The sequence below is a fragment of the Paraglaciecola sp. genome (assembly GCF_039964565.1).
Taxonomy (GTDB): Bacteria; Pseudomonadota; Gammaproteobacteria; order Enterobacterales; family Alteromonadaceae; genus Paraglaciecola.
This window is the reverse complement of record NZ_JBDVXF010000039.1, coordinates 1-18,978: the sequence shown is the minus strand read 5'-3', so window position 1 is coordinate 18,978 and position 18,978 is coordinate 1. Positions and strand designations below refer to the sequence as shown.

The following is an 18,978-nucleotide window of genomic DNA, read 5'->3' as shown; positions in this document are numbered from 1 at the left end:
GGTACCCTGACGAAGGGAAATAAGCTTAAAAGTTATAGGTCAATTCCAGTGCTACACTTCTTGGTCGGTCGTAAATACCGTAATAAGCAACGCCAGTTCCACCTGTAAGAGTAGTAGCAAAAGGCAATGAATTTGAAAGGGTCATGACTCTTTCATCTGTGATGTTATTTGCGATAAGCGCGACTTGCCATTTATCATCGTAATCGGCTAGTGCAACTCGTACGCCCCATCGGGTGTAGCTGTCTTGCATGGTATTTGGATCAAGCGTGACACCGGCGTTGTATTCATCGCTATACTCCATATTTAAGCCGTATGTTACATAGGCCCAATCGTTAATATCCTGCTGATATTGTAATCTCAAGCTACCGCTAAATTCTGGCGTGTAAATCGCGCGCTCACCAGAAAGATTACATAAACCTTCAACTGTTGAGCTTAATACCTGATCGGGTAACACTAAATCGGGTGCACACTGTGCGATATCAAAATCGAGGTATTCGAAATCTAGGTAGGCTAAAGAGCCTGAGAGCACTAATGCTTCAGCAAGTAACCATCGAGCATCGATTTCAATGCCCTTAATTTCTGCTTCAGCCGCATTTTGTACGTTAAAGCCAACCGTGCCATCAAACTGGGTTATTTGCAGATCATCGTATTGGGTAAAGAATGCAGCCGCGTTCACTTCCACTACACCAAAACCAAACTTTCCTCCCAACTCATAACTGGTTGCCTGTTCATCTTCAAATTCAAATGACCCCGGATTGACTGGGTTTTCAGGGTAACTATTGGATCTGATATCAAAGCCACCACCTTTGCTTCCCTGAGTATAGGAAGCGTAAACTAGGGTATCTTTGTCAACTTTATATTGCAGGTTCACCAGAGGGTCTAGCTGTGATTCTTTACGATTACCTTCTAAGTCGTGAGCGTATATTTTTATGGCACCCATCATCACTTCAAAACCAGCTTGCGGACCAAAGGCAGGAGAGCCCTCGAAAAGCGCATTAGCGGGTATGCCAGTGGTATCGGCTCCCAATAAATTTAAAACTCGGTGCGCGTCTTTTTCTTCATTACTGTATCTAGCTCCAGCAGTGAGTGACAACTTATCGGTAATGCGCCAATTTAACTGCGCAAATGCCGAAAACACCTGAGAATCTTGAGAATAATCTCTGTCCCAACTACCGTTTACAATTGGAACATAGGCAGGGTTTGCAGCAAAAGTGCTGCCGAATAGTACATTGTCATAGGTAACTAATTCGTTATCTTGTAAATAAACACCTGCAATATAATCGACATCGCCATCTGTAGGCGATGCAACTCTAAACTCTTGACTCCATTGTTTGAAACTTTCACCTTGGTTTGAACCATTGAACAAGTCCAATCCAGTATAATCGACGTCTATTAGTTCATCTGTATCGTATTTTAAGTAAGCTGTAGTAGAGGTTAAGGTAAAATCATTTAAGTTGTACTCAAATTTAACCATAAGGTTATCAACTTGATTGGCACTCTCTTGTCCGTTATTTTGGCTTTTGTAATCTTGGTCGGTTTCTACAAAAAGTCCACCGCTGAATATGGTCGAATAACTGCCTATAGGTGAGTGGTTTTCAATGGCTCTGCCTTTGGTATCGAAGGTAGAAGTTTCTGCTTTAAGGAGTATATTCAGGTCGTCATAATCCCACTCGAGCATACCTCTTAGGTAAAGTTGCTCTACGTTGGGTTCCATGCGTTCCAAAGTCACGTTTTCAATCCAACCGTCCATTTCACGGTAAGACGCCACAAAACGGCCTTTGACATTATCTGTTAGGGCGCCAGAGACTATGCCTACAGTTTTAAACTCTTCCTGTTCAAACTCATATAAGGTGGTAATCGAGGCTTCAAAATCTTCAGTTGGGCGTGCCGAAGTCAGGCCTATTGCACCTGCAATTGCGTTTTTCCCAAATAAAATAGGCTGTGGACCACGTAACACTTCTACTCGCTCTAAATCAACAAGAGGTAACTGTATAAGTTGGTCGCGGCCGTAATACACTTCGTCAACATACATAGCAACGGATTGCTCGAAACCTTTATTACCCCCAGAAGATATGCCTCGAATCCCAATCTGATTGGTAATGCCTGACTTGGTAATAGTCAGGTTGGGTACTGATGTCGCCATGTCAGTAAGGGAGTTTATATTGCTGTTTTTAAGCACATCTCCAGAAATAGCACTGATTGAAATAGGCACATCTTGTAATCCTTGAGAGCGTTTTTGCGCGGTGACTTGAATTACCTCTAAAGATAGTTCTGAATCCGATTCAGTGGCTTCTTGGGCGATTAAGTTAATACTGTTGCCCATTAATAACGCTGATATGCATAAGGCTACGCGTTTCTTTTTATAATTTGTTTGCATCGTTTGCTCCTGAAAATTCAGAACTAAATTACACGTTTTAAGACGGCTTACACATGGTCTAATAACGCAAGTGATAAAACTGTATATTTTAGAGTCCTTTAATGCAAGCTTTATTGTTAATAAATTGTTTACTAATTGTGTAACCTTGTTTTAAGAGGGTTTCAGGTAATAACATTGAAAATGTTGGGGGTGGAAATCAGGCGTGCGTTCTCCAATTAATGGGAGACAACAGTAAACGCTTCGAACTGTCGAAAAATTCGAAGGCGGTATTTATGATAACTAGCCAGCCTAAAAATAACGGCTAGTTCACATCAAACTCTAGATAACGTTTCTTTGCTGAAACTCTTGTATTTGACTTTGCTGGTAACCGAGCTGCTTTAAAATGCTCTCAGTATGCTCACCAAGAGTCGGAGCCCGCGCAAACTTAGCGGTTTCGGTTTTTGAATATTTTATTGGATGATTAGCTATTGGCGCAGCTTGAGGGCTATTTGGATAATCAAGAGGATGTAATAAATCACTTTCTATCACCTGTTCATTCTTCAGGGTTTGCGCTGGAGTTAATAATTCTCCCGCTGGTATGCCTGCTTTTGACAACTCCGCCATGGCAATTTGATTAGTACGCTTTGAACACCATTCTTGCATTTTTTGACTTGCGAGTTGTCCGTTATCACCGCGGTTTTGGTCACTGCTGAATTTGGGATCTTCAAGCCATTGATTAAGTTCTAATAAATTGCACCAGCGTTTGAATAACCCCTGACCTACAACTTGGATGGAAAGCCAACCGTCTTGGGTTTCAAAGGTATCAGTAGGGGCATTGTATTGGCCTCGAGTACCCGTTCCCTGGCGGTTTTTCTGTAGCAAGGCTTCTTCAATTAATGCGGCGTTATTGAAGGTCAAAGCGGTACTTAGCAAACTACCTTCAACCACCTGCCCCTCACCCGTTTGGATGCGATGCATTATTGCCGCAAGAGTGCCAAACGCACTCAGTGAAGCTGTACCAAAATCACAATAGGGCGTAAATGATTTAGCTGGATTACCCTGAGTACCGCTCAAATGCATATTTCCAGACATCGCCTGCGCAATAGTGTCAAAGCCACCACGCTCGGCATAAGGGCCAGTAGAGCCAAATGCGGTATTTAAAGTTAAAATGATACTGGGATTAATCGCACATAAGGACTCGTAATCGAGTCCCATTTTTTTGAGGGCCTTTGGTGGCACATTCACCACCACCACATCTGCGGTTTTAACCAAACGTTTTACAATCTCTTGCCCGTCTTCGCTCATGGGGTTTAAGGTCATAGATTGTTTATTGCGGCCAATTTGCATGTAGTAGGCACCTTCACCGCCTGAGGTCACAGGCACGGTATAGCGGTCTTCTCCACCAGCAGGTTTTTCAATGCGAATAACCTCGGCGCCAAGATCAGCCAACAAGGTGGCACAAAATGGCCCTGCAATATATCGACCAAAATCCAATACCCGTATACCACTTAATAATGCATTCAATTTTACGACTCCAAATCTGGCAATCTACTAATGACTAAGTTCTTAATAACTAAGCTCTATTGGCGCGTTCAAGCACGGTAACAACTGTTGCTGCTTCTTCGGTTTCGTAAAACCCGCCACCATTTTCAGCGACCGCTACTTTGCAATCTTGCACTTGCCGCTTACCTGCTTCTCCACGCAGTTGCGTCATTAACTCATGGATCTGCATAATACCCGTCGCCCCCACAGGGTGCCCTTTAGACACTAGTCCTCCAGAAGGATTAACGGGTACTTTGCCACCTAATTTGGTTTCACCCTTTTCGGTGAATCCTCCCCCTTCCCCTAGAGGACACAACATTAGATTTTCGACTTGTTGGATCTCCGAGTAAGCAGTTGCATCATGGACTTCAACTACATCGATATCTGCAGGGTCAATTGCTGCTTGTTCGTATGCAGCGTTTGCTGCAACCCGCCCAATGTGACGCTCAAATTCGTCAGGTGCACGGTTAGAACTACTTGCTAAGCTTATTCCCCTAATCTTAATGGCTCGTTTGGCGTTGAGCTTTAACAGGCCTTTTGCGGAACACACCACAGCCGCTGCCGCACCATCAGAAATGGGCGCGCACATGGGTAAAGTAAATGGCCAACTGATGAGTCGTCCATTCAGTACCTCTTCGACACTGAATTCTTGTTGGTATTGCGCTGCGGGGTTCATAGTGGAATGCCAGTGATTCTTGGACGCCACCATGGCGAGCTGCTTTTGCGTGGTGCCAAAACGTTGCATGTGCAAACGAGCTTGGGCGGCGTAACTGTCCATAAAGAAACTTTTTTGACCAGTATCTACACCTCTGAAAGCTTCGGGAATTTGCTCTATGGCTTGTTGCTCCACCATATTTTGAAATTCTTGCAGTCGATGAATATCGGTACCCCCAAGAAATGCTCGAAACATGCCGTCGCGGTTTTCTGGAAAGAACATTTTTTCAGCGCCTACTACTATGGCGATATCACACATTTGCGCGCGTATATGTGCTACTGCTTGTAACAACGCACTGGAGCCAGATGCACAGGCATTTTCTACATTGGTGATGGGAATTCCTTGAAACCCCAGCGGCCTTAAAGCGCACTGGCCTCTGATACCGTTTTGCCCTTCCAGTAAACCTTGTCGGGTATTCGAAAACCACGCGGCTTGAATATCAGATTTTTCGGCATCAGCATCAGATAAGGCTAACGACACCGCTTCGGCGCTTAATTGTTTAACACTTCTATCAACAAATTTACCTAAGGAGGTCATGCCAATACCGGCAATAAATACATCAGTCATTTATTTTTCTCTACTTTTCTTTGCATTACTGAGCAACAGTAAACGGAACTAAAACACCTTTAAGCTGCGGCTAGTTCATTCTTTTTCGTTGTACGATACGAAAACGGTTGGCAACGAAAGCCAGGTCCGTTAAACAGGCATTACCGGCAGGATTCATTCCCGTTACATGATAATCACTATAAGCCGCTGCAAAATTTATGGGCATGCCAACTAAGTTACAGGCTACCGAGGCACCAGCATCGTTGTATGCGTCTTGGGCCTTTTCTAGAAATTCGTCATTTGTAGAATAAACATGTGAAGTAATCGCGCCACATTCACGGGCGTTGCGTGTTGCCTCAGCTAAACATTGTTCCGCTGTTGTACTTTTGATAATGAAAGAAATTGGGCCAAACAATTCTTCTCGATAGTGGGCTCTTTCATCTTCAGACAAGGCAATAATCAGTGGGGTGGCGGTGCGCGCCTTGGGGAATTCTGGATTGTCATAAGAATCAGAATGTCTAAGAATTTTGCCTTTTTCAGTTCCAATCTGAGTCAGCCTATCAATGGTGGTATAGATATCTTCTGTGACTAAGGTGCCACACAAAAAGGCTGCATGTTTAGGATCGGCAAGCAGCGCATCGACGGCACTAACTATGGCCTCTGCCACCTGATCAAAACTCACTGATTGACCAGAGACGTCGATACCGTGCTCGGGAATATGGATATTTTGAACACTCGTACACATTTGTGCTGACGCTTGGCATAGTGATTGGGCTATAGCGCTCGCCATTTTTGATAAGTCATGAGTCGACTCAATGACAACAGAGTTACAACCCGCGGTTTCAGTATAAACTAAGGCATCCTGACAATTTTTCTCTATCCAATTTCCAAAAGTGGGGCTACCGGTAAAATCGATAATGGCGGTGTCTGGATGCTGCAGTAGTGCCATTGTGGCAGGTTCTTGTTTGGTATCTGCCACCATAGTCACTAGGTTAGGGTCAAATCCAGCTTCACTGAGTACCTCTCTGCACACTGTCACCATCAGTGCCACTGGCAGAATTGCGCTTGGGTGGGGCTTCAACACTACTGGGTTACCGGTAGCCAAACTAGCTGTTAATGCAGGATATCCGTTCCATAAAGGAAAAGTAGCGCAACACACAACTACTCCCACTCCTCGAGGCTTTAGACGATATTCTTTTACTAGGTTGGCATCCCCAGCTGCGCCAAATGTGCGAGTCCACTGAGCTGTTTCGGGCACATCTTTCATCGCTTTATAGGCATACACCAAGGCTTCTAGGCCTCGGTCTAAGGCATTAGCACCGCTACCGGCAAATGCCATAATGTAACTTTGACCTGCGGTATGCATAGTTGCATGGGCGTTTTCGAACAGTTGCTTAGAACAACGATCTAAGATTTCCATACAAATACCCACTCGCGTGTCCACACTAGCATTAGTCCAAGCTGGGACTGCTTGGCTTATTTCAGAATATAACTTTGCAACATCCACCTTAGGATAAGTAATGCCTAGGGGCTCACGGGTATAAGGTGAAACCTCGGCTCCCGTTCTACCTTTTTCTCCAGGTAAGTCCATGGGGTAATCTGTATTTAACATGGCTTCAAAACGTTGTTTACCTATTTTAGGTATCTCTTTACCGTGGATTTTACTACTAGGGCTTTCAGTATATGCGCTCCAAGAATAACGCTGTTGGCAGGCATCAAGAGCCTTATTTAATTTAGATAAATGTTTATTGAACCAATCTTGCATAACGTAAGTCTTATAGTGAAAGTTAGTGTATTAAACTAGCAGCGAACCGAGACTTGATCAAGGTTTATTGTTTGATAGCTATGTTTTGACTTTAAGATGGGATAACATTTATTGATGAATATTGAATATCAAATAGCCTCAAATCCTGTTGCTAGGGCTTTGAAAATTGTGGGTGATCGTTGGACCATACTGATTTTGCGAGATGCATTTTTAGGTCGTCATCGCTTTAGTGAATTTAGAGAATTTACCAAGATAGCCAGAGGCACCTTGATCAACAGGTTAGATTTTTTGATTGAGCAAGATATTCTGCATAAGGTGCCTTATAACCAATCACCTTTGCGTTTTGAATATAAACTGACTGAAAAAGGACTGGCGTTATACCCTTGGGCATTGATGGTTTGGGAGTGGGAAACTCACTGGGCTGATCAAGTTGGCACCAATATGCCGTCGGTACTGATCCATAAGGTAGAACCACATCACACTTTAAAACCTATTTGTGTATGTCGCCATTGCCACGCTGAAGTCACTTACAAAGACGTTGAACGTATCCATGATCCAGACATACAAACAAGGGAAATTGAAAATGTCGTTGATAGTATCAGCGCGCAACGACGCTCTCGGGTCAATACCCTGACTGATTCTGATTATCGCTTAGGGCATATCATCGAAATTATAGGAGATAGGTGGAGTACTTTGATTGTGGCCAGTGTTTTCCTTGGCTTAAGTCGTTATGACGACTTCCATCAGCAGCTCGGAATTGCCACCAATATTCTAGCTGACCGACTTAAATTGATGGTGGATTTAGGTGTACTCACTCGCAACCTTTATCAACAGGCGCCACCTCGCTACGAGTATAAACTCACCGAAAAAGGTGAATCACTGTACGGTATGACGCTGGCTTTAAGACAATGGGTATTGGATTGTTTCCCTGCTATGGGTCGCCCCTACAAACTGATCCACACTGCCTGCGGCAATGACCTCGATGTTGACGTCATTTGCGGTGAATGTTTACACAAACCGCAGGCTGGAAAAGTAGGTTTTAGTGCTTAGCTAAGTTTATACCTTTATTATCAGCTTTTTGTCAGCTTTACTCTTTAACTCCCCTTTAGGTTACGTTTGAGTATTTTACCGACAGGTGATTTAGGTAACTCTTTAATAAATATCACTTTTTTAGGTATCTTGTAGGCTGCTAGATTTTCACGGCAATGCGCAATAATGGCGTTATCAGTCAAACCACTTTGCTTAAGTACTACGTAAAGCTCAATCGCCTCACCTGTATCCGCTGATTCAACTCCTACGACTGCGCACTCTTGTATGACTTCTAAGCGATTCACTACCTGCTCTATCTCTGCGGGATACACATTAAATCCAGACACAATGATCATATCTTTGATGCGGTCAACAATATACACAAAACCATCTTCGTCGACTGTTGCAACGTCACCCGTTGCTAACCATCCATCATTCAAAACAGTTTTTGTCGCTTCTGGATTCTGCCAATACTGTTTCATTATCTGCGGTCCCTTGATATGTAACTCACCCTTTTCACCGCTTTTTGCCAAATATCCCTCATTTGCAATAACTTTGATTTTGACTCCATGCATAGGTTTGCCGACTGACCCCAAACGCCTTTGTGCATCAGTATTAATGATGACTCCCGCTGAGGACTCGGTTAAACCATAACCTTCGTTAATAACGCAGTGAGTAAGTGCTTGCCATTTATCAGCAATACTTCGGTTAAGGGCCATGCCTCCAGACAAGGTAAATTTTAGGCCGCTAAAGTCTAAGGTCTTAAATTCCTCGTCATGGCACAAAGCATTAAACAAGGTGTTGATGCCCACAAATAAACTAAAAGGTTGCTTTTGTAGCGCGGTATAAAAACTATTGAGATCGCTTGGATTGCTAATCAAAATGCTGGTCACACCATAAGTGACACCTACCACTAAGTGGGCCACAAATGCGTATACATGATATAGCGGCAATGGAGCCACAAAAGTTTCATTGCCTGATTCAAACACCGAGGTGGTATTCCAAAAACTTCGTGCCGCGCTGACTAGGTTTGCATGAGTTAATACCGAGCCTTTGGACAACCCTGTGGTGCCGCCAGTATACTGCAACAAGGCAATGTCACTGGGATGCACCACAAACGGTATATATTCGCACTGACTACCTTTATCTAACACCTCATGGTAGTCAAAGGCTTCTACCGTCAATGTGGGTTCTTTAGCTGGAGTATTTTTAAGGTAAACCATTAACGAAATGTCAGTTTCATCTACCAAAGATGCCACCAAATCAATAGAGGAACTTAATAGCACTAACGCTTTGGCACCAGAATCTTTGTAAATATGTGCAAGCTCATTTTTTGTATATAAAGGATTAACGTTAACGACGACTAAACCGGCCCTTATTGCCCCCCAAGCAAGCACTGGATAGGCCAGGCAGTTTGGCAGTTGCAGCGCAATTCTATCCCCTGGCTTTAAATTTGTTTGGGTCTGCAAATAAGCAGCGAAATTTTTTGAGCCTTGCTGTAATTCGCCGTAGCTTAAACTATCCGCGCCACATTTGAATGCTGAGTTATCTTTATATTGCTCACAGCCACTATCGAACACACTTTGCAGTGTTTCTGTTATTGGCAGTATTGCACTGTTGCTTTTTGTCATTATTGCCTCGGTCGTTAATTTTTATAATAAGTGTTTGAGTTGGCAAGCAGGCCAGACGCCTTAAAATTGCTCAGCGTTGATTTGCATTAAATTTTCAGCACCCGATTGGATCGTTAACTTCAGGGTAGCGGTGCGTGGTAATATGCGCTGAAAATAAAATTTGGCGGTGTTGATTTTGGTAGAATAAAGGTCTGTGTCAGCTCCCTCTTGTTGCAGTTTTTCAAAGGATACCTGCGCCATTCGTGCCCAAAAATAGGCTAAAGTGGTGTAACCAGAAAACATCAAAAAGTCTACAGATGCGGCGCCTATTTCCTCTGGGTCTGCTGCCGCTGATTGGCCTATGGTTTTAGCGAGTACTAACCATTGTGTGGTGACTTCTTTTAGCGGTTGGGTAAATTCCAGCATGTTTTGATTGTTTTGCTGAGACTCACAAAACTCCATGATAATAGTACTGAAATTACTTAGTAAAGCACCTTTAGTCCCCAATACTTTTCGACCAATGAGGTCCAATGCTTGTATGCCTGTTGTACCCTCATACAAAGTTGAAATACGACTGTCCCTTTGGTTTTGCTCCATACCCCATTCTCTAATATAGCCATGTCCACCAAACACTTGAACACCGTGATGTGCAGCCTCAAAACCTAGCTCAGTCATAAACCCTTTGCAGATGGGAGTTAACAACGCAAGCAGCTGTTTGGCTTGTGTTTTTGACTCATCTGTTGTGCCGTGCTCTGACAAATCGAGTTGTTGCGCTACATAATAGGCAAAGGCACGAAATCCCTCAGAGAAAGACTTGATTGTTAATAACATACGGCGTACATCAGGATGCACGATAATTGGGTCCGCTGGGCCGCTTGGATTTTTGCTGCCGCTAAGAGAGCGCATTGCCAGCCTTTCTTGAGCATAAGGAACCGCACCTTGATAAGCAACTTCAGCATGTATTAAGCCCTGTAGCGCTGTGGTCAAACGAGCAGAATTCATAAAGGTGAACATGGCCTCAAGGCCTTTATTTTTCTGGCCTATTAGAAAACCTTTGGCGCCATCAAAGTTCATAACACAAGTCACAAAACCATGGATCCCCATTTTATGCTCTATCGAACCACAATTAACTTGGTTCCTATTACCTAAACTTCCATCTGAGTTCACTTCAAATTTAGGAACAACAAATAAAGAAATACCTGCACTTCCTTGGGGAGAATCTGGTAAACGAGCCAGCACAATGTGCACAATATTTTCAGCAACATCGTGGTCGCCACATGATATAAATATTTTTGTACCTGAAAGTTCGTATTCAGTTTCTGAAACAGGTATCGCCTTCGTTTTAAGTTGCCCCAAATCGGTACCACAATGAGACTCTGTCAGACACATTGTTCCTGTCCATTTACCGCTCACTAAGTTGGGCAGATAAGTATTTTGTAATGCTTCACTACCATAACTAAGCAAGGTTTTTATGGCGCCCTCTCGCAAGCCCGGATAACCCGACCATGCCACACAACCACTAGAAACAAGCTCACTTACCACTATATTCATAGACTCAGGAAGACCTTGACCACCAAAAGCTTCGGGCATGGCTAAGGCCGGCCACCCGCCTTCACAATATTGTTGGTACGCTTCTTTAAACCCAGGAGGTGTGGTGACGCCGTCTGCATGCCAAGTACAACCTACTTGATCTCCAATGGCGTTTAGCGGCGACAGTACATTTTCAGAAAACTTTGCGGCTTCTTCTATAATGGCGAACTGAGTTTCATGATCGACTTCAGTGGAATCATGTAATTCTTGATAATGGCTTGTAAAGTCAAGTAGGTCGTCCATTACAAATCGTATGTCTCGTAGTGGTGCTTTATAGGCTGGCATGTTGTTGTTCTCCATTACATATAATTTTAAAAACATGAGTATTGGTAGAACCCACAAATCGACTCATGCTGAACTCATGCGAGTTCATATTGAACCCAAGGTTCATTAATGAAAGTCACAATAAATCAGAGGGTCTTATAAAGCAAGTATGATTATTTGGATTTCGACAATGGCAGCAGATTATGCTTGTTAAAAGTTTGAACTAGAACAACCGGGACTGGGGAGAGGCAAGCATGAATAGGGTACAAGTAAACCACTAGCTAATCAAAATATAGTTAGTAATTACTCACAATCCTTAAATCAATTAGATTGACTCACTTCATCAAGCAAATACAAAATTGACTGATACGGAATATCACTGTGGTGGGTTAAACCTATTTCACAACTTCTGTTGTTACTGTAGCCAAAACTACAATCGGCAGGGCGTTGTTTTTTCAAATGTCTTAGCGAATGTTGATTCAACTCTGGCTGATAAAACCCCTTGTCACCTGCAAACCCGCAACAAGCAATATCTGCAGGGATCTCCACTTTTTTGGCACAATGATGAGCAATGTTTACAAGTTGCTGCTGAATATTTCCGCGCTTGCTACTACAAGTAACATGCAACATTACGTGGTCTTTTTTCTCGCTAATGTGCAAATGTGGTAGAATAAACTCACTCACAAATTCCGCTGATTCGTAAAAACTTAAACCATGATTGCCTTGCTTCAATGGCAATGCACAAGAACTGGCATCGGTTATGATGGGATATTTTCCATTTTCACTGTACCGCAACAAAACGTCTTGGGCTTGGTTGAGTTTTTCGCTGCCATGTTTTGCATCACCTTTACTGGTAAAAGCCATACCACAACAAAGAGAGTCACTTTCAGATGGAATAACCACGTCAAAACCTGCTTTGTTAAATACAGAAATCATCACTTGTGGCAAAGACTTAGGATTACCAGGTGTCGCTGCAAACACCCTACTGGCACAAGCTGGAAAATAAACAACTCTATTATTGTGAGAGGTAAGTTGCCCCTGAGATTTCCGAGACGGATACATCCCCGTTTCGAGTTTTTTTTCTCCTTTAGGCCAACTAGAAAAATACAAAGGCACATAACCGGCGGTTAATTTATTTAACACTTTGAAACTATTTGTGACTGCGGACTCACCCACCAAAGACTTACCGGTATTGACAGCGTTCAGCCCTAAACTGGCGATTTTGGTTACCTTGGACAAATGTTTGGCACTCAGGTTAGCAAGTTGTTTTTTAACCCTAGATTGCTGAAAATTTTGTGTTCGTAATGCTTTGATATATTCGCCAGTATTGATCCCAACTGGACATTGTATTTCGCACATTCCGGTTGCGGCGCAACTATCAATTCCTAAGTATTGATAGTCATCAACTAATTGCTGATACTGTTCTTCTAATTGAGTTTTTTCAAGCTTCGTTTCGGCTTCACTTATGCTGTTTTTTAAATGTTCAATTCGCCGAGCAACACTAATTCGTTGTCGGGGAGTATAAGTAAGTCCTTGGGATGGGCACACAGATTCACAAAAACCACATTCGATACATTTATCAACAATGTCATGAGTGGTTGCCATGACTTTAAGATCTTTAATATGGACCTTATCGTCACTATTAATAATCACACCTGGATTGAGAATACTATTAGGATCAAAAACGGATTTTAGGGCTGTCATAACCTGATAGGCATCTGCCCCCCATTCAAGTTCAACAAAAGGCGCCATGTTCCGCCCTGTGCCGTGTTCTGCTTTTAAGGACCCCTTCAGTTGCACCGCGACTAAGTCTGCAACGGCTCCCATAAAAGCATCATATCTTTGGATTTTTTCTTGACTATCAAATGCTTGGGTAAAGACAAAATGTAAATTACCCGCTAAAGCATGGCCAAAAATAATCGCTTCGCTGTAACCAAATTGTTGAAATAATCGATGCAATTCTGCAATACCGTTAGCAAGTGACGGCAGGGGAAATGCCACATCCTCGATGATCACAGTGGTGCCAGAGTCGCGCATTGCGCCTACAGCGGGGAATGTACCTTTGCGAATATTCCATAACTTTTGGTTTCGCAGCGGGTCATTATCAAAGGCAATATCTGCGACTAGGGCATGTTCAAATTTGGTTATTTTCTGTGTGACGAGAGTAACTTTATCAGTTAATAACTGTGCACTAGGCTCCTGAATTTCTATTAGTAACGCCACAGAATCATCAGCAAACGACGCAATATCTCGAGGCATAATGTCATGTTCTGCAACCGACATAAGCGCTCGTTTATCTAATAACTCCACAGCATTGACATCTAACTCTGCCAATTGCTCCACCAACTTACACGCCAGATTAGTGTTATCAAAAATGAAGAAGCCACTGCTTTTAAATGGATTGTCATCCACGGTATGAAAAGTAATGTCAGCGATGAAACCTAAGGTGCCTTCTGAGCCAATCATTAGATGTTTAATGATTTCAATGGGATCGGTAAAGTCGATTAGAGCGTTAATGCCGTAACCTGTGGTGTTTTTTAATCGATACTTTTGAACAACTTTTTGTTTCAGAGCGTCATTATTGTTAATGCTCGCAGACAAGGCTAAGAGTTTATTGACTAGGGGTTGATGATTAGATAAAAACGCCGCGCAACTTTGCTCAGACGCAGTATTTAATTCAGTGCCATCTGCAAAAATAATCGTCATATCTGCGACTGTGTGATAACTATTTTGGTGTACACCACAACACATGCCTGATGAATTATTTGCAGCAATACCACCAATTTTGCAACTGTTTATGGAAGCAGGGTCGGGGCCAATCTTGCGACCAAAGGGTTTTAGTAATTGATTAGCTTTTGCACCAATAATACCCGGTTGTAAGGTCACTTTTAGACCGTGTTGATAAATTTCAAAGTCGGTCCAATCATCAGATAAAATGATGAGAACAGAATCTGTGACCGCCTGCCCCGACAAACTTGTACCTGCGGCTCTAAAGGTGATCGCCACCTGATGTTCAGTGGCAAGTTTTACAATTTCGATTAGTTGTTTTTTACTTTTAACCACCAACACGAGTTGCGGAGTAAGCTGGTAGAAACTCGCATCTATGCCATATGCATAACGTTTGCTGTATTCAGTGATAATACATTCGGGTGCGACGAATGGCGTGATTGCTTTGGTAAACAGTGATACTTGGGCCGACATCATAGTAAAATTGCTAATCTCATAAGTTATTCGGTTCCAACCCACATATTTTTTGCAATTGGAAAATAATGTCTTCACCACAGCTAAAACATAAACCGTCTTCCGTGAGTTCATTTTTACGGGTGAGACCGTCGACACTGCCTAATTTAGACAAATATGCCAAAATATTTTTTGGCTTAATATCAGCTAATAGGTTTTGATTGCGCCACAACGAAACAAACGCGATTAAGCCATAAGCCCCCCAATTTGACACATCAGCAATTAATAATTCATCACAGCGAGTGACACAGGGCACAATATCCAATTCTCCAATCGCCTCATAAATATTACCCATTCCAATTTCATTGCCGCCATCTCCAATGGCAATGGTTGGGCAGTTCGCTAGAGACATAAAAAAGTCAAAGGTGGCGCAGTTTTCAGAAATATCTTCACCACGGATATTGTAATAACAGTTTTGTTGGCTGAGCCCAGGGCGTTCAATTGAAATTATCAGCTCAGGCTGCAATTCTTTGAGGGCTTTTTGAGTATAAGATGAGGCGTTATCGATATCGTCTATTGGAATAGCGTAGCACTCAAAGTCACCTTGTAATGCACTGTATAGCGGTTCTCCGCATACTAAAACGGGCTTTTTCCCAAGTGATTTAAGACAGTTGTATAAAGCAATAGCGCCTACAGGTCCGTCAGTCTCAAATGTGCCAGCTACGGGAAAACCTGTACCAATTAAAATACAGCCATTTGTCTCCATTAACTGCTGGGACGCTCTTAAGTAATAACCGACTTTGAGAGCCGGTTGTACGTTTTTCATGCCTCGTAAATTGCGCTGCACCAACAAAGATTCAATCTTTTGACTTATAGTTAGTAATGCTAAAGGAGTTGTCATTTACAGGGCAACCTTGATGAGTTTTGTATCGGTGTACTTTGCTTTTGCTAAATGCAGCAGCGTATGGGCGTAATGAATTGAAATAGGTTCGAAATGTACTTTTGCGCCTTGGCTAGTTTGCATCAGTAAATCTAGATCCAATGATAACACTGAACCTAGCTTTGGATAGCCACCAATGGTTTGGCGATCTACAGACAAAACGATAGGCTGACCATCTGGCGGAACTTGGATCGCGCCATTACAAATACCTTCAGAAAGCAATTGTGAGATATTTGATTGAATGGCAGGCCCATTGAGTCGATAACCCATACGATCATATTGTGCGCTTACCTGATACTCATTAGAGAAAAACTTAGCTAACTCTGAGCGCTCGAATAAATCATATTGGTATCCCGTCACTACTCGTACCGTTAACGAATTGGCATAACGAGGTATGTCGTTCGCATATAACGCATAAAGTGGTTGCTTAGGGCTTGGCTCATAAAACAAATGGTCTCCCGCTTTTAATGATCCGCCGTTCATCCCACCGACTTTTTCTCTAATCACTGTAGAGACACTATTAAATTGTGATTCAACTAGCAATCCCGCCACTACAGCTAGATAAGCTCTGCAGCCTTGTGTGGCAAAACCAATCTCAATTTCATCATCAGGATTAACTCGATGACTGCGCCACGAGTCTTTGCTATGACCATTTATAGTTAATGGTGCATTTGCCCCCGTAACGGCAATAGTGGTCGCTGTTTTGGCAATCAATTTTAGACCACCAAAATTAACTTCTAATACGGGACAATTTTCAGCGTTATTCAAAAGACGATTGGCCCAAAGAAACGCTTGTTTATCTGCTGGACCACCAGAGGTTAGGCCCAAATGGCTTTGTCCATAACGCCCTAAATCCTGAATAGTAGTTAAGATACCAGGATGAATTACGTCAAAGTAGCTAGAAGATTGTTGGTTCACAGCTTACCTCCTAACGCTAAAAATTCATCTCGGGTAATGGCATCAAATTTCACGCTGTCACCTACTTGATAGGTTAGGTAAGGCGCAACGTTAGGATCGAACAAGGTCTGAGGACATAAACCAATTAAGTTCCAACCACCTGGGGATACGTTGGGATAAATAGCAGTTTGGCGATCAGCAATACCGACAGAGCCTTTGGCAACTTTTGCTCTAGGAGATGCTAGCCTTGGGCAAGCAATACGCTTGTCAACTTCCCCCAAAAAAGCAAATCCGGGTGCAAAGCCGATGGCATACACGTGGTAAATTGTTTTTTGATGAATCTCAATAACATCTTCAACACTCAAACCTGAACGATTCGCCAATGATTGCAAATCAGGACCACTTTCTAGGGAGTAATACACCGGAAGCTCAATGGTTTTATGGGTACTTTCAATCTCACTAGTGTCTTCTTCTAACAGCGCACTTAACACTTTTTTGACCGCGTAATAATCGGTTTTAATTGGATCGAATATCACTAACAATGACGCATATGACGGCACTAACTCAACCACAGAGTCTGCGAGAACCCTAGCAATACTATGTTTTAACTGGGAAATCTTTTTGATAGTGGTGTTACTCGCCACTTTATCTAGATAAATAATTACCGCTCCCTCACCTGCGATTTCAATTTGAGGGTAGTGAACTACTTGCTGCATAGTTGCTTTAGCTCTTTTATTACATTGATAGCTTGTTCGTTATCTCCATGAACACATAAGGAATCCGCTTGCAGATTGATTTTTTTACCTGAAGCACAAACCACATCACCACTAGACATTAGACTTTTTACTTGCTGAATCATTTCTGCTTGATTTAATACCGCTTGAGGCTCTTTGCGTGACATAAGAAAACCACTTTCTGTGTATCGTCGGTCAGAAAACGCTTCGAATAACAGTGAGATACCACTAGCTGCTGCTTTGTCTCGGTAACTTTGTTGATTAGTTGTGGCCAACAACATTAACTTTAACGGGCGATGGTAACTACTGACAGCTTCAAAAATGGCATCACAGACATTTTCATTACTCATCATGTCGTTATATAAGGCTCCATGAGGCTTTACGTAGGAAATATTGATACCTAAGTTTTTCGCCATGCCATCAAGGGCCGCCACTTGATAATGAACTAACTCAATAATTTCTTGTGATGAACAAAGCATACTTCTTCGCCCAAATCCTAATTTATCTGGGTAACTTGGATGGGCACCAACGTCAACGTCATAGTGTTTAGCTAATTGCAGCGTTTTGGTAATAACATGGGCATCACCTGCATGAAAACCACAGGCAATATTGGCCATGTCTATATGCGGCATCAACTTATCATCTTGACCTAACTTCCAAATACCAAAGCTTTCACCTAAATCACAATTTAGTTTCATTCATTGTTTCCTCAAGCGCTTCTAAGACTGCTATTTAATATATCTGTTATCAACATATGACCTGGACTGTGAGTAATACAAATTGTGGGTTTTGCGTTGGCAATTGCAAGTTGCGGAGTGACACCGCAGGCCCAAAATACCGGCTCTTCACCTGCATTAATGGTAACTGCCTCGCCAAAATCGGGTTGAGTAATATCGTCAATACCAATTGCCGATGGGTTGCCAAGGTGAACCGGAGCGCCATGAACTTTAGGATATTGATTACAAATTTCAATGGCTTTACTGGCATCTGTGGGATTTAAAGGACGCATGCTTACTACCATTTTACCAGTAAATTGTCCCACTCCCTGAGTATCAATGTTTGTTTTATACATGGGCACATTTTTAGATTCGGTAATATTTCTAATTTCTAACCCTGCCGCTATCAATGCTTCCTCGAAAGAAAAAGAGCAGCCCAACAAAAATGCCACAAAATCATCTTCCCAAATATCTGAAATGTCAGTGACTTCAGCTGAAAAGACGCCATCTTTGAAGACCTGATATGATGGGATGTCAGTGCGAATATCGATATCCTCACCTAACATTTTAAGGCAAAAATCACCGGGAAATTCACTACTTCCAATAAGCGGACAAGATTGTGAGTTAAGTTGACAAAACTCTCGGAAATCATCGGCGAACTGTTTAGGTAAAATAACCAAATTACATTGCACGTAACCAGGTGCAAGACCCGAAGTATTCTGCTGCAATTCGCCTCTACGTATCTGCTGACGTAGAATGTATGGTGTGTCTTGTTTCATTAATGAGTCTATCTTTCTTGATAATGATTGAAACTATAGTGTAAGAGCAATTATTGCATATTCAAAACACAATAGTTTTATTAATACTCGTGTTACATCTGCCCCGAGGCTTGTGAAATCACTAAGTGAACAAACTAAACTTTATACCAATTCATCTTATCAATTGGTCGCTGGTGTTCTCCCTTTGGGCGAGGTTTAAAAGCACCTACTCTGCGTTGCTCGAACTTACAATAGAATAACTATTGCTTCATTCGAACGCCTTGATTAGGTGATTTTAAACCTCGCTGAGCGATCAATTGTTAGGATGGATTGGTA

General features: G+C 42.4%; 13 protein-coding genes. 1 reads left to right on the top strand and 12 read right to left on the bottom strand.

What is annotated here, in order from left to right; translation table 11 throughout:
• Positions 1–25 precede the first annotated feature (25 nt).
• From ABJK37_RS17190 to paaN, 4 genes are all read right to left on the bottom strand, one after another.
• On the bottom strand, positions 26–2,377 hold the full coding sequence (locus ABJK37_RS17190; protein ID WP_348356515.1) for a TonB-dependent receptor: 2,352 nt from the start codon (positions 2,375–2,377) through the stop codon (positions 26–28).
• Between the two features lie 318 nt (positions 2,378–2,695).
• Positions 2,696–3,880, bottom strand: a complete 1,185-nt coding sequence (locus tag ABJK37_RS17185) for a CoA transferase (RefSeq protein WP_348356513.1) — start codon at positions 3,878–3,880, stop codon at positions 2,696–2,698.
• 49 nt (positions 3,881–3,929) lie between these two features.
• Positions 3,930–5,180, bottom strand: a complete 1,251-nt coding sequence (locus ABJK37_RS17180; RefSeq protein WP_348356511.1) for a thiolase family protein — start codon at positions 5,178–5,180, stop codon at positions 3,930–3,932.
• A 70-nt stretch (positions 5,181–5,250) separates the two neighbouring features.
• Positions 5,251–6,924, bottom strand: coding sequence for a phenylacetic acid degradation protein PaaN (gene paaN / locus ABJK37_RS17175; protein WP_348356509.1), 1,674 nt, complete (start codon positions 6,922–6,924; stop codon positions 5,251–5,253).
• Between the two features lie 114 nt (positions 6,925–7,038).
• Here paaN and ABJK37_RS17170 point away from each other — a divergent pair, with 114 nt between their 5' ends.
• Positions 7,039–7,974 (top strand): helix-turn-helix domain-containing protein, encoded by a 936-nt coding sequence (locus tag ABJK37_RS17170; protein ID WP_348356507.1) that lies wholly within the window; start codon positions 7,039–7,041, stop codon positions 7,972–7,974.
• Positions 7,975–8,018: 44 nt separating this feature from the next.
• Here the strand turns inward: ABJK37_RS17170 and ABJK37_RS17165 are convergent, their stop codons facing one another.
• From ABJK37_RS17165 to ABJK37_RS17130, 8 genes are all read right to left on the bottom strand, one after another.
• Positions 8,019–9,584, bottom strand: coding sequence for an AMP-binding protein (locus tag ABJK37_RS17165; RefSeq protein ID WP_348356505.1), 1,566 nt, complete (start codon positions 9,582–9,584; stop codon positions 8,019–8,021).
• Positions 9,585–9,644: 60 nt separating this feature from the next.
• Positions 9,645–11,438: an acyl-CoA dehydrogenase C-terminal domain-containing protein gene (locus tag ABJK37_RS17160; protein ID WP_348356503.1), complete on the bottom strand. Its 1,794-nt coding sequence runs from the start codon at positions 11,436–11,438 to the stop codon at positions 9,645–9,647.
• A gap of 300 nt (positions 11,439–11,738) precedes the next feature.
• Positions 11,739–14,621 carry an FAD-binding and (Fe-S)-binding domain-containing protein gene (locus ABJK37_RS17155; RefSeq protein WP_348356502.1) on the bottom strand — a complete coding sequence of 961 codons (2,883 nt, stop codon included), beginning with the start codon at positions 14,619–14,621 and terminating at the stop codon, positions 11,739–11,741.
• A 16-nt stretch (positions 14,622–14,637) separates the two neighbouring features.
• On the bottom strand, positions 14,638–15,498 hold the full coding sequence (locus tag ABJK37_RS17150) for a DUF4392 domain-containing protein (protein WP_348356500.1): 861 nt from the start codon (positions 15,496–15,498) through the stop codon (positions 14,638–14,640).
• A complete protein-coding gene (locus tag ABJK37_RS17145) occupies positions 15,499–16,455 on the bottom strand; it encodes a biotin-dependent carboxyltransferase family protein (protein WP_348356499.1) in 957 nt (318 codons plus the stop codon). It lies immediately after the preceding gene.
• A complete protein-coding gene (gene pxpB / locus ABJK37_RS17140; RefSeq protein ID WP_348356497.1) occupies positions 16,452–17,150 on the bottom strand; it encodes a 5-oxoprolinase subunit PxpB in 699 nt (232 codons plus the stop codon). The genes ABJK37_RS17145 and pxpB overlap by 4 nt, the downstream gene beginning before the upstream one ends.
• Positions 17,138–17,866: a 5-oxoprolinase subunit PxpA gene (locus ABJK37_RS17135; protein ID WP_348356495.1), complete on the bottom strand. Its 729-nt coding sequence runs from the start codon at positions 17,864–17,866 to the stop codon at positions 17,138–17,140. The genes pxpB and ABJK37_RS17135 overlap by 13 nt, the downstream gene beginning before the upstream one ends.
• 11 nt (positions 17,867–17,877) lie before the next feature.
• Positions 17,878–18,663 (bottom strand): putative hydro-lyase, encoded by a 786-nt coding sequence (locus ABJK37_RS17130; RefSeq protein WP_348356493.1) that lies wholly within the window; start codon positions 18,661–18,663, stop codon positions 17,878–17,880.
• Between the last annotated feature and the right edge of the window lie 315 nt (positions 18,664–18,978).